This window comes from Pseudarthrobacter sp. S9 (genome assembly GCF_050156545.1).
Lineage (GTDB): Bacteria > Actinomycetota > Actinomycetes > Actinomycetales > Micrococcaceae > Arthrobacter.
In genome coordinates, this window is sequence record NZ_CP189576.1 from 2,831,761 (window position 1) to 2,843,659 (window position 11,899).

Here is an 11,899-nt window from a genome sequence, read left to right on the forward strand (position 1 = left end):
GTTCCCTCCCTCGCCTTCTACTTGGTGCTTCGGCGGAAGCGCCGCGGGAACGCATCAAGCACACACAGTCCGGAGCTCTAAGGCATGCCCTACATCGACATCAACCCCACCGTGCACGGCCTAGGTGGCGGGCCTACATGGGGTTGGGAATCCTCCCGGTGGTCACTGTTTGCATTGTTTTCCTGGCACTCGCACGCTGAAAACGTGGGTCCCTGGCCCGGCACGCATCGCGAGGCCGCCGTCGTCGCCTGCCCGAAATGGTTTTCGAATTAATCGCTTGACTTGCCCTATTTGAAACATTGTGCATGTACTATCGCCCGCATGGGGACAAACATGGGCGGGTACCACTCAAGGGATGCGAAGCGGGAGTTCCGGAGGAGGCGGCTCAAGGTGCTAGCCTACGTGGGGCTGGCGGCGCTGGCGGCCGCAACGGCCGTCGTCGTCGTGCTCGCACTGAAGGGGTGAATCGGTAACCGGATCCGGCCATGGTGCACATGGTGGTCGGATAATGAACGTGCCTGCGCCTAGACTTGCTGTTTGGACCAATTCAAACGACCACCGCAGCGGCCTGCGCTGTGAGTCCTGGGGGAACAAACATGCCCGAACCGGTGGACAACAAAACAGCCAGCGCTGCCGCGGAAGCAGAAGCAGAACCGGCAGCAGAGCAACCCGAACTCCGGCGCCGGCGTGACCGCCGCAGCGGCGATGACTCCGACACCCGGACAGGAACCATGCCCATTATCGCCGCCAACGAGGCTGAATCGCGTCCCCCGATCCCAAGCAGTTCCTGGGCGGAGGCCGCCGCAGCGGCGGACACGCCCGCCACGGCGTCACCCGCCAAACCGTCCAAGGATCCTGTCCAGATGCCCGCCGCGCCCGAGACTGCGCCGGCCGTGCCCGCCAAGCCGGCCCGTGCCGCCCGCTCCGCCAGCCGGGCAGCGGCCCAGGCAGCACCGGTTCCGGACTTCATCAGCTCCCCCGGGTCCTTCGTCCGCGAGCAGAAGCCCCGGCCCGTCGGCGGCTTCCGCGGCGCCCTGTACGCGATGACCGGCGGCGGGATAAACTTCGGCCCGGGCGCCCGGCAGCGCGAAGAAGACGAGCTGGCGCGGCGCATCTCCCGCCAGCTCCAGGGCAGCTACAACACCGCCGTCCTGAGCCTCAAGGGCGGCATCGGGAAGACCTCCACCACCGTCGGCGTCGGGCTGACCCTGGCGGAATACCGCGGGGATCCGCCCTGCGCGATCGACGCGAACCCCGACTCCGGCGACCTCGTGGAGCGTGCCCTCGGCGAGGGCATCTACCAGCAGCAGAGCCCGCGCACCATCACGGACCTGCTGAAGAACATCGACTCCGTCGATACCCTCACGGACCTGGCGCGGTACATGCACCATGCCGGCAGGTTCCACCTGATTGCCGGTGAACAGGATCCCGAGGTCTCGGACTCGCTGACGGCCGAGGAATACCTGCGGATCCGCAGGCTCATCTCCGGCTACTACTCGGTGGCGCTGACCGACTGCGGGACCGGCGTCACGCACAATGCCATGAGCGGGATCCTGCAGTCGGCGGACAACCTGATCATCGCGGCAGGCTACGCCGTCAGCGGTGCCAAGCGCGCCCGCAGCACCCTGCACTGGCTGGCCGACCACGGCTACGAGGAGCTGGCCCGCAACGCGATCGTGGTCATCACGGACAAGGACGAGGTCTCCTCCCGGGTGGACAAGGACGCGATCGAGGACCACCTGTCCGGCATCTGCCGCCAGCTGATCGCCGTGCCCCATGACCGCGGAGTGGCCGACGGCGACCTCGTCACCCTGGACGTGCTCCGCCCGGAAACACGGCGCGCCTACAAGGAGATCGCCGCCGCGATCGTGGACGGCTACGTCTAGGCCCTTCCAGCTGGCGGCGCGGGGTTTGACGTTGTGCGGCGCCGGGGTCCGACTTACATTTAGGCATGACCAACAACGACGCCGGGGATGAAGCCGTCCTGCAGCTTCAGGACCTCCTTATGGGCACCGAGAACGTCGAGGACTTCCTCGGCCGGCTCTCGGAGTTCTCGGCGGCCACGCTCAGCCACTCCGTCGGCGCTGAGATCGAATGCGGCGTGACGCTCCAGCGCCGGAAGCGGACCATGACAGTGGCGGGGAGCAGCCCCAGGGCCGTCACCCTGGACCGCATCGAGCAGAGCCTCGGCAACGGTCCGTGCATCGAGGCGCTGCGGACCAAATCCTTGATCCTGCTGGCGGATGTGGACACCGATCCCCGTTGGCCCGACTACCAGCTGCAGCTCGCGGCCAACGGCTGTCGGAGCACCCTCGGGGTGCCTCTGGAAATCGGCGAGGACGCGGCCGCCGCCCTGAATTTCTTTGGCGCGGATACCGGACTGTTCACCGAGGAAATCATCGCCGAAGCCGCCGGTTTCGCCGATCTCGCGGGCCGTGTCCTGCGCCTGGCAGTCCGGATCGGAACCGCCCAGTCCCGCGCCGAGGACCTGCAAGCGGCCATGGAACACCGCACGTCCATCGATCTTGCCTGCGGCGTCATCATGGCCCAGAACCGCTGTTCCCAGGACGAGGCCATGGCGATCCTCACCCGGGTCTCCAGCAACCGGAACCAGAAGCTGCGGGTCGTCGCCGCGGAGGTGCTCCGGAACGTCACCGGTGAAGTAGTCCGCACCCACTTCGAAGCCTAGCCATGCCCAACTGGCCGCGCGGCACCTTGGTGAAGGCGGGGAGCCGTCCGTCCTAGGATGAAGGGGATGACCACTACACGCCAAGCCTCCTTCAGCCTCCGCAGCATCGCCGTCCCCGCCTTCGGCCCGGCTCTGCTGTTCAGCATCGGCGAAGGGGCGATCCTGCCGGTGGTGGCATTGTCCGCCCGGGATCTTGGCGCCTCCGTGGCGGTCGCCGCCCTGATCGTCACGCTGATCGGCCTCGGCTCCTGGTTCTTCAACCTGCCGGCGTCACTCATCACCCTGAAATTCGGCGAACGCTGGGCGATCGTGGGCGCCGCCGTCGCCAGCGCCTTCGCACTCGCGGCCGCTGCCGTGTCCCCGCTCGTCCCCGCGGGGCTCTGGCTGCTGGCGGCGGCAATGATCGTCGTCGGCATGGCCGCCAGCGTCTTCAGCCTCGCGCGGCAGAAATACCTGACCGAGGCGGTGCCGGTGATCCTCAGGGCCCGGGCCCTGTCCACGCTCGGCGGCGTCACCAGGATCGGCATCTTCATCGGCCCCTTCATCGGCGCCGCGGTGATGCAGTTTTCCGGCATCACCGGCGCCTACTGGGCCGGCGTCGTGGCCATGGCCGCCGCTGCGGGCCTGTCCGTGACCATTCCCGACCTCGTGGATAAGACCGAGCCCGCGGCCGGGGCTCCCGCGCAACAGCCCACGCTCCGCAGCGTCGCGGTGTCCCATGCCGGGGTGTTCCTGACCGTGGGGGCGGGCGTGCTGCTGCTGAGCGCACTGCGGGCGTCCCGCCAGGTGGTGATCCCGCTGTGGGCCGAGCACCTTGGCATGGACGCGACCCAGGCCTCCCTCATCTACGGAATCTCCGGCGCCATCGACATGCTGGTCTTCTACCCGGCAGGAAAGCTGATGGACCGTAAGGGCCGGCAATGGGTGGCGGTGCCGTCCACCTTGATCATGGGGATGGCCATGATGCTGATTCCGCTCAGCACCGGCTTCGTGGGCCTGATGCTGGCGGCGCTCCTGATCGGCTTCGGCAACGGGATCAGCTCCGGCCTGAACATGACTCTCGGGGCCGATTTCTCACCCGATAACGGTCGCGGCCAGTTCCTCGGCATCTGGCGGTTTATGGCCGACGCCGGCGCCACCGGCGGTCCCGTGCTGCTCTCAGGCGTGACCGCCGTGGCCTCGCTCGGGGCCGGCGTGACCGCCACCGGCGTGCTCGGCTTCGCTGCCGCGACGGTCTTCGCGGTCACCATTCCCCGCCTCAAGCACCGCCGGAACTACTGACCAACGCTGACCCAACTTGCTCGCAGTTGTTGCCGTTCTGGGCTCGCCGTTCTGGGCACCGCGGAATCAAGGGGTGCGTGCAACGTCGGGTTGTTGCTCAGCAAACGGCCCTAATTCAGCGCACTCCCGGGGGCAGCCGGCAGCACGGCTCCGTGCGGGGGCACTTTGAGGGGTTTTCGACGGCGACACCGGGATTCACCGGCGGGTCCGTGTCAAAGTGCCCCCGCTCGGCGCGGCGGGGTCAGCTTTGGCGTAGCCCCCGGCAGCGGCGCCCGCAACGCGCTCGCGCCGTCAGCGCTGCGGCGACAGCAACGCCGTCAGCGCAGCGGCGCGCTCCGCGGGGGTGCCGCGTCCCGCCGTCGTGCCGCATGGCCGAACAGCCACACGCCGGCAACCGTGGCGAGGCAGCCGGCGATGACTATCAGCGAGGTTCCGGCCCAGAAGTAGCTGGTGGTGCTGCCTTCCTGCCCCGCGCCCGTCGCGGTCTTTAGCAGCGAATAGGCGGCCAGTCCTGCCGCGGCGAGACCCGTCAGCACCGGCAGCGCGACCCAGAGCCTGGCGGCGGCCCAGTGTTCCCCGTAGCCGTCCCAGACGTTCCAGCGCGGTCCCGTGCGGATGATCAGCCAGCCGGCCGGGACCATGAACGCCCCCACCACCAGGAACGCGGCGACCACGTCAGCGGGCCGGTGCCACTGGTTGATCAGGGTGGACACGCCGGTGGCGACGGCGAAGCTGCCGCCCAGGAAGCCGACCAGCGGCCGCCAGCGCGGCGACACCATCAGGAACACCGCGGCCGCAGCCGACGCCGCCATGGTGGTGTGGCCGGAGGGCAGGGAGTTGAGCTCCAGCGTCTCGATGCCGCGGTAGGGCCGGACCGGTACCAGGTCCTTCAGGATCTGGGTGGCCACGTTGGCGCCCACGCAGGCCGCCACCGCGATGCCAGCTGCGGCCCAGCGCCGCCGCAGGACGGTGACGAAGAGGACCACGATGGTGGCGATCAGCACGGACAGGGCGGGCAGCCAGTCCAGGAGCTTGTTGGCGGCCCTGCCGGCGGTGCCGTTGAGTCCCACCGCTTCCACCAGCGCCGATTCGTCAATGAACTGGCCCGTGGTGGTGCGCACGAAGAAGAAGTAGGTGCCGGCGAGCGCGGCGAGGCAGGCGAGGGTGGCCAGCAGGAACAGGATCCCGGCGCCCGTGCCGGGGCCCCGTTCGGGGCGCACGCTTGCGCGCGTCATGGGGTGCGTCATGGGGCGCACGCTTGCGCGCGTCGAAGCCTGCGGGTACTCCGCAGACGGGTCCGTACGGGTGCGTTCCTGCCGAAAAGTCATCGCTAACAGGTTCCCACAGAACCCTGCGAGCTCCCTGATCGCCCGCCCCTCCGCGAGATGGCACTTCGCGGCAAAGATTCTCGGGCAACATTGCCGTGAAGTGCCATCTCGCGCGGGTAGTGTGTGGCCATGGACAACGCCGTGAACCATCCGGACGCTGCCTTTCCCCGGTTCCATCCGCGGCCCGCGAGGGGCTGGATCAATGATCCCTGCGGCGTCAGCTACATCGACGGCCGCTACCACGTGTTCTTCCAGTTCAACCCGGAATCGGCGCGTCATCGCAAGATCTGCTGGGGCCATCTGAGCTCACGGGATCTTGTCCGCTGGGAAGAAGAACCTATCGCGCTCAGGCCACAGCCCGGCGGCCCTGATGAGCTGGGCTGCTGGACGGGCGTCGTGACGGACGACGGCGGCGTCCCCACCGCCGCGTACTCCGGCGTAGTCAGCGAGGGCCGACAGTCGCAGGTGGTGCTGGCGAGCGCCCTCGGGGACCTCACCAGCTGGCGGCAGGACGGGCACGTGGCCGCGGCGATGCCCCCGGATCCACAACTCACCGGCGTGCGGGATCCCTACATCTTCCGTTTCCAAGGCCGCCGCTTCGCGATCCAGGGGGCAGGCCTGGCATCCGGCCACGCGGCTGTCCTGCTCTACAGCGTCGACGATATCCGGGCCTGGAAGTACGAAGGCATCTGGTTCACGACCGAGGACGAACTGGCCGCCAGGCACCTCCCCGCGGAGATCTGGGAATGCCCGCAGCTGGTCCGGGTGCCGGATTCCTCCGGTGCGGAGACCTGGCTGCTGATGGCCTCCCTGTGGCTCTCCTCAGACTCCCACAGGCACCCCAACGGGGTCGGCTACCTGCTCGGGTCCCTCGCCGCGGACGCTCTCACGGGCCTGCCGTTTTTTACCCCCTCGACCGGAGGGAAGGCCGATCTCGGGCCCGATTTCTATGCCCCGCAGATCCTTTCCCTGCCGGAGGGTGCCCTGCTCTGGGGTTGGTCCAATGAGGTGGGCGCCGGTGAGGAGCGGGCCGGACGCAGCCAACAGGAGACCGACGACGCCGGTTGGTCGGGTGTGCTGACGTTTCCCCGCCGGCTCTCGGTGCACGGCGGGGCGCTTGCCGTCGAGCCGGCGCCGGAAATCACCGCCTACCGGGGGCGGCGACGGCTAAGGAGCGCCGCCGGTACCCTGCCTCTGCCGCCGCACGCCGAGGCCGTGGTCACCGGCGGCGAGGGCGGAGTTCGGCTGGTCCTTGCCTCGGCGACGCAGCGCCGTACGGTCTTTGCCGATTCCGTCGCCGGCGGTGATGGGCTCCGGATCTTCGTCGATTCCTCAGTCGTGGAGGTCTACCGCCACGGATCCGTGGCCGCCACCGTGCGCGCCTACCCCGCGGCCGGGGAGGAATGGCAGCTCGAGCTGCCCCACGGCGCGGCGGCCGACGTCTGGGAGCTGCGGCACCCGGGCCAGGGATAGATCCCACGGGTAGCTCCCCGCAAGACACCCAAAAAACACCCAAAAAAACAAGTAGTCGCTACTCGTGCCAGGCCGGCCGGCGGTTCATAGAGTCGTGTGTACCGGTGTGGTTCTTCACCGGCAATATGCTCCTTGAGCGGGGCCGGCGGAGACGAGTTTCCTGGACCAGGGCTCACCCCCAGTCGACGCCGGCCCATCAAGGCGCCGGTAGAGTGAAATCATGCCCACCGCTGCCGCCGCCACCCATGCCGACCCCTTGGGGATTCACGCCGGACACCTTCCTGACCTGGACGAACTCCTCGCCGGCGCCCATGTGGTGAGCCTGCCGATGCGCGTGAAATTCCGCGGAATCCTGCAGCGCGAGGCCCTGCTGCTCCGCGGCCCGCTGGGCTGGGGCGAATTCTGTCCCTTTCCCGAGTACGCCGACGCCGAAGCGTCCCGCTGGCTCGCGTCCGCGCTCGAGGCCGGCTGGCAGGGGTTCCCCGCGCCGTTGCGGGACAGCATCCCGGTGAACGCCACTGTGCCCGCCGTGCCGGCGGGCCGTGTGCCGGAAATCCTTGCTCGCTTTGGCCGAGTGGACGCCGTCAAGGTCAAGGTGGCCGAGCGCGGGCAGATCCTCGATGACGACGCCGCCCGGGTGTCAGCAGTCCGCGACGCGCTGCCGGACGCCGCGATCCGGGTGGACGCGAACGGCGGCTGGGACGTCGCGGAGGCCGTCGAGGCGCTGACCCGGCTCGCCGGCGTCGGACTGGAATACGCCGAACAGCCTGTGGCGGACATCGCCGGCCTCGCCGAGGTCCGGCGCCGGCTGCGGGCCGCCGGAGTCCCCGTGCTGATCGCCGCGGACGAGAGCGTACGCAAGGAGGACGACCCCCTCAAGGTGGCCCGCGCCGGCGCCGCGGACCTGATCGTCGTCAAGGTGGCCCCGCTCGGGGGCGTGCGGCGTGCCCTCGACATCGTGGCGCAGGCCGGGCTCCCCGCCGTCGTCAGTTCGGCACTGGACACCTCGGTGGGGATCCGGGCAGGCCTGGCCCTCGCCGCGGCACTCCCCGAACTGCCCTACGCCTGCGGGCTCGGAACGGTGTCCCTGCTCGGCGCCGATGTCACCCGGGACTCCCTGCTTCCCGACGACGGCGCCATCCGCCTCCGCGACGTCCACGCCGACGCCGAGCTGCTGGCCGCGCATGCCGCCGCGCCGGAGCGCCGGGACTGGTGGCTGGACCGGCTCCGCCGGGTGCACGCCGTGCTGGCCCAGGGTGCGGCAGCGGACGTTCCGCATGGCAAGATGTTGAAATGACTCCCCACGCCCCTGCACAGTTCCGCGCGCGTGCCGGCCGCTGGGTCGCTGGCTTGTTCTGGGTGGTTTTGCCGTTGATGATGGGCGCCGCCGCGTGTTCGGCCCACCCTGATCCGGCGTTGCCCGGCAGCACGGGCGCAGCGCCCGGGCCACCAGCGGCGGCATCGCCATCGAGCACCTCGCCAGCAAGGGCCGAGGAAACTCCTGCGGGTTCCGCAACGGCTGTGGCGCCTGACGCTCGTCAAAAGGTGCAGGCGGCCCTGGAAGCCGTGGCACGCTCCTCTCCGCAACCGAGCCGAGAGCAGGTGCAGGCGGCCCTTTCCGCCGCTGGCTTTGACGCGGCTACTGTGGAGGTGTCCGCTTCGCGGACACCGACGGGGTTGAGCGTGGAGGCCGTGGAGGCCGGAGTACTGAGTGGCGGCCAATGCGTGATGGCGCAGATCCGCTCTGGAAATCTTGAATTGTCCCTGTTGCCGGTTCTTTCGAACGAGCGGTGCTTCATTGGCAATATCGACAGGTAGCCATCTGGCCGGCTTGCTACTTCGCAGGGCGAAGTGCTGCCTTACGGCCATTTCCACCCCGGCGATGACTCGGCAAGAGGAGGGGTATGTCTGATGTGCTGGGCGGCGGCCGCAGGGTTGCCGACAAGACGGAACCTGCGCGCAGGGGCCGCCGGCTATTCATTGCACAGGTAGCGGGCGAACTGCTGATGACCGTTGGAGTGATAGCCCTCCTCTTTGTCGCCTGGGCATTGTGGTGGACCAACGTTCAAGCCGACGCCGTTCAAGGTGCCGCCGTGAAGCAGTTCGTGCAGGAGCACCCGGCTCCCGCCACAACAGCAGCTCCCGCGGCGCCAGCGACTGGCGGCGGAACGGCGGCCTCGGCCGTACCGGTGGGCACCGCGCCGGGCCACGGCCAGGCGATCGGAGTCATCTACATTCCCCGGCTCGGTGCCGACTACAGCAGGCCGATCATTCAAGGAACGAGCCAGGGCGTCCTGGACACCCTCGGCCTGGGCCACTACGAGGCCACCGCAATGCCCGGGGAACTGGGCAACTTTGTGGTGGCAGGGCACCGCCAGACGCACGGAGCCGTTCTCGATAACATCCACACGCTTGTGCCGGGCGACAAGATCTATGTCCAGACCGCCGATGCGTTCTACACGTACGTCTATCGGAACCAGGAAATAGTCCTGCCGAATCGGACGGACGTGTTGTTGCCGGTGCCCGGTGAGCCCGATGCCAAGCCCGGGCAAAGGATCTTGACCCTGACAAGCTGCAATCCGCGCTTCGGGTCCCAAGAGCGCATCATCGCCTATGCCGTCTTCGATTCATGGCAGCCGCTCAGTGCCGGACCGCCGGCCGCCATAGCGGAACAGCTTGCTGACCTGCAAGGAAAGGGCTAAACAATGTACGCATGGTTTTTCCGAAATCTCCCCGGGCCCCTGTGGGTGCGGACTGCCATTTCCTTGGCGATATTCGCGGCAGTCTTGGTTGTGCTATTCCAGGTTGTTTTTCCTTGGTTTGCCCACGTGACAAACCTCAATGAAAATACTGTCGGGTAGTGCCAAGCGGGCTGCTGACCCCGTCTGAGACGCTTCCTCACCTTTCATCGTTCCGGCGGTGAGTTCACCGGATCTTCACCCCGGGGACCGGTCCGCGTAGCTCGCGGCTGGAAGGGTGGGCGGGACCGCACCCCGCACCCTTGGAAGGTTCCCATGCCTGAAGCCACCCGCAAGTTCAGCCTGCTCCCCATGCTCGGCCACACGAAAGGCAAGCGCAGCCCCGTCACCTGCGCGCTGAAGTGCGACAACGCCTGCTCGGGCGAGGTCTGCAACACCAGCACCAACAGCTACTTCCGGGACATCGCCTCCGCCACGATGTCCCGCCGCGCCGCCCTGGGCTTCGGCGCGGCAGGCGCGCTCGCCGTCGTCTTCGGCAACGTCGTGACGTCCGCCGGGACGGCAGTGGCCGACGGCGGCCCGGGGCTTGCCTCCGCCGCCAGGGAAGGATTCGGGAAGTCCAAGCTCACGTTCACCGCCATCACCCCCGTTGACGCCGCCGTCGATGCGTTGACCGTTCCGGACGGCTTCAGCTGGCAGCCGGTCATCCGCTGGGGAGATCCGCTCTTCAACGATGCCCCGGACTTCGATCTCAACCAGCAGACGGCCGCAGCCCAGGCGCGGCAGTTCGGCTACAACAACGACTACACGGACATCCTCGAGATCCCGGACAGCAAGGGCCGCCGCGCGGTGCTCTTCAGCAACCACGAATACACCAACGAGGCCATCATGTTCCCGGCGTCGATGCCCGCCGCCGAGGTGCGGGCCATCGGTGCAGCAGCGCACGGACTCACCGTCGTCGAGCTGGCGCGCCAGAACCGGAACCAGCCGTGGAGCTACGTCCAGGGCGCCGGACTGAACCGGCGCTTCCTGACCGACACCACTTACGAGCTCGACGGTCCGGCCGCCGGCTCCGCCCTGGTCACGACGGCCGCCGATCCCACGGGACGGGCCATCAAAGGCACGCTGGGCAACTGCTCCGGCGGCACCACCCCGTGGGGCACCATCCTGTCCGGCGAGGAAAACTTCAACGGCTATTTCGCGGCGCCGGGAACCTCCGACGCCGACAAGCGCTACGGTCTGACCAGCAAGCTCACCGCGCGTCAGTGGGAACTCGACGACCCCCGCTTCGACACCCGCAACCCGGGGTACGAGAACGAGGCCAACCGCTTCGGCTGGATCGTGGAAGTGGACCCGTTCGACCCTGCCTCCACGCCGCGGAAGCACTCCGCGATGGGCCGCTTCAAGCATGAGGGAGCCAACGTGATCGTCGCCGAGTCCGGTCACGTGGTGGCCTACATGGGCGACGACGAGCGCTTTGACTACCTGTACAAGTTCGTTTCCAAGGACAAATACCGGCCCGGTACAGCACCTGACGACCGTAAGCACAACATGACCCTCCTCGCAGAGGGCGACCTGTATGTTGCGAAGTTCACCGGCGACTCCCCGGCGGCCGAGTTCGACGGCTCGAGCAGGCTCCCCGCCGACGGCGCCTTCGACGGCAGCGGCGAATGGCTGCCCTTGGTAGTGGGCGGCAGTTCGGCCGTGGCCGGGATGTCCGTCGAGGAAGTCCTGGTCTACACCCGGCTGGCCGCCGACAAAGTGGGCCCCACCAAGATGGACCGCTGCGAAGACGTCCAGCCGAGCCTGCTCACCGGCAAGGTCTACGTCGTCTGCACCAACAACGCGGACCGCGGCAAGCCTGGCAAGGAAGGCGCCACGGAGGTTGCTCCGCGGAACCTGAACCGCGACGGCCACGTCGTGGAAATCACCGAGACGGGCGGCCAGGCCTCCACGACGTTCGCCTGGAACCTGCTGATGGTCTGCGGTGATCCGGCCAAGAATGCCTCGACCTATTTCAGCGGCTTCGCGGCGGACCAGGTCTCGCCGATCTCCTGCCCGGACAACGTAGCGTTCGACTCCGTGGGCAACCTGTGGATCTCCACCGACGGCGCGCCATCGAGCATCGGCTACGCGGACGGGCTCTTCAAGGTGACACTGGACGGCGCGGAACGCGGAAGGGTGGAGCAGTTCCTCGCGGTGCCCCGCGAAGCCGAAACCTGCGGGCCGGTGATTCACGACGACGACCGCACAGTGTTCGTTGCCGTCCAGCACCCGGGTGAAGAGGGCTCCTTCGCGGACCAGCACTCCTACTTCCCGGACTACGTCGCTGCCGGTTCGACGCCGCAACCCGGCCAGGTGCGGGCTCCGCGCCCGTCCGTCGTGCAGGTGTTCCGAAACGACTCCTAGCCAATGACGCTCCCACACCT

10 protein-coding genes are annotated in these 11,899 nt (G+C 68.1%); 9 read left to right on the forward strand and 1 reads right to left on the reverse strand.

Annotation, left to right across the window (positions count from 1 at the left end; translation table 11 throughout):
• Nucleotides 1-321: 321 nt before the first annotated feature.
• From ACQCSY_RS13495 to ACQCSY_RS13510, 4 genes are all read left to right on the forward strand, one after another.
• On the forward strand, nucleotides 322-465 hold the full coding sequence (locus ACQCSY_RS13495) for a hypothetical protein (protein ID WP_427129509.1): 144 nt from the start codon (nucleotides 322-324) through the stop codon (nucleotides 463-465).
• A gap of 131 nt (nucleotides 466-596) precedes the next feature.
• Nucleotides 597-1,886: a MinD/ParA family ATP-binding protein gene (locus tag ACQCSY_RS13500; RefSeq protein ID WP_427129511.1), complete on the forward strand. Its 1,290-nt coding sequence runs from the start codon at nucleotides 597-599 to the stop codon at nucleotides 1,884-1,886.
• A 65-nt stretch (nucleotides 1,887-1,951) separates the two neighbouring features.
• On the forward strand, nucleotides 1,952-2,689 hold the full coding sequence (locus ACQCSY_RS13505) for a GAF and ANTAR domain-containing protein (RefSeq protein ID WP_427129513.1): 738 nt from the start codon (nucleotides 1,952-1,954) through the stop codon (nucleotides 2,687-2,689).
• Nucleotides 2,690-2,755: 66 nt separating this feature from the next.
• Complete coding sequence (locus ACQCSY_RS13510; RefSeq protein ID WP_427129515.1) at nucleotides 2,756-3,970, forward strand: MFS transporter; 1,215 nt, start codon at nucleotides 2,756-2,758, stop codon at nucleotides 3,968-3,970.
• Between the two features lie 317 nt (nucleotides 3,971-4,287).
• Here ACQCSY_RS13510 and ACQCSY_RS13515 read toward each other — a convergent pair whose 3' ends face one another.
• Nucleotides 4,288-5,205 (reverse strand): phosphatase PAP2 family protein, encoded by a 918-nt coding sequence (locus ACQCSY_RS13515; RefSeq protein WP_427129517.1) that lies wholly within the window; start codon nucleotides 5,203-5,205, stop codon nucleotides 4,288-4,290.
• Between the two features lie 222 nt (nucleotides 5,206-5,427).
• On the opposite strand from ACQCSY_RS13515, the gene ACQCSY_RS13520 reads away from it, so the two are divergent.
• The 5 genes from ACQCSY_RS13520 (at nucleotide 5,428) to ACQCSY_RS13540 (ending at nucleotide 11,879) form a co-directional block, all read left to right on the forward strand.
• Nucleotides 5,428-6,771, forward strand: coding sequence for a glycoside hydrolase family 32 protein (locus ACQCSY_RS13520; RefSeq protein WP_427129519.1), 1,344 nt, complete (start codon nucleotides 5,428-5,430; stop codon nucleotides 6,769-6,771).
• Between the two features lie 220 nt (nucleotides 6,772-6,991).
• Nucleotides 6,992-8,068 carry an o-succinylbenzoate synthase gene (locus ACQCSY_RS13525; protein WP_427129521.1) on the forward strand — a complete coding sequence of 359 codons (1,077 nt, stop codon included), beginning with the start codon at nucleotides 6,992-6,994 and terminating at the stop codon, nucleotides 8,066-8,068.
• Between the two features lie 80 nt (nucleotides 8,069-8,148).
• Nucleotides 8,149-8,589: a DUF6993 domain-containing protein gene (locus ACQCSY_RS13530; RefSeq protein ID WP_427135825.1), complete on the forward strand. Its 441-nt coding sequence runs from the start codon at nucleotides 8,149-8,151 to the stop codon at nucleotides 8,587-8,589.
• Between the two features lie 86 nt (nucleotides 8,590-8,675).
• Nucleotides 8,676-9,473 (forward strand): class E sortase, encoded by a 798-nt coding sequence (locus tag ACQCSY_RS13535; RefSeq protein ID WP_427129523.1) that lies wholly within the window; start codon nucleotides 8,676-8,678, stop codon nucleotides 9,471-9,473.
• Between the two features lie 312 nt (nucleotides 9,474-9,785).
• Complete coding sequence (locus ACQCSY_RS13540; RefSeq protein ID WP_427129525.1) at nucleotides 9,786-11,879, forward strand: PhoX family protein; 2,094 nt, start codon at nucleotides 9,786-9,788, stop codon at nucleotides 11,877-11,879.
• The last annotated feature ends 20 nt before the right edge of the window (nucleotides 11,880-11,899 follow it).

Excerpts from the sequence above, each read along its gene's own strand:
- ACQCSY_RS13495 (WP_427129509.1), top strand. The coding sequence starts at position 322 with ATGGGGACAAACATGGGCGGGTACCACTCAAGGGATGCGAAGCGGGAG.
- ACQCSY_RS13500 (WP_427129511.1), top strand. The coding sequence starts at position 597 with ATGCCCGAACCGGTGGACAACAAAACAGCCAGCGCTGCCGCGGAAGCA.
- ACQCSY_RS13505 (WP_427129513.1), top strand. The coding sequence starts at position 1,952 with ATGACCAACAACGACGCCGGGGATGAAGCCGTCCTGCAGCTTCAGGAC.
- ACQCSY_RS13510 (WP_427129515.1), top strand. The coding sequence starts at position 2,756 with ATGACCACTACACGCCAAGCCTCCTTCAGCCTCCGCAGCATCGCCGTC.
- ACQCSY_RS13515 (WP_427129517.1), bottom strand. The coding sequence starts at position 5,205 with ATGACGCGCGCAAGCGTGCGCCCCGAACGGGGCCCCGGCACGGGCGCC.
- ACQCSY_RS13520 (WP_427129519.1), top strand. The coding sequence starts at position 5,428 with ATGGACAACGCCGTGAACCATCCGGACGCTGCCTTTCCCCGGTTCCAT.
- ACQCSY_RS13525 (WP_427129521.1), top strand. The coding sequence starts at position 6,992 with ATGCCCACCGCTGCCGCCGCCACCCATGCCGACCCCTTGGGGATTCAC.
- ACQCSY_RS13530 (WP_427135825.1), top strand. The coding sequence starts at position 8,149 with ATGGGCGCCGCCGCGTGTTCGGCCCACCCTGATCCGGCGTTGCCCGGC.
- ACQCSY_RS13535 (WP_427129523.1), top strand. The coding sequence starts at position 8,676 with ATGTCTGATGTGCTGGGCGGCGGCCGCAGGGTTGCCGACAAGACGGAA.
- ACQCSY_RS13540 (WP_427129525.1), top strand. The coding sequence starts at position 9,786 with ATGCCTGAAGCCACCCGCAAGTTCAGCCTGCTCCCCATGCTCGGCCAC.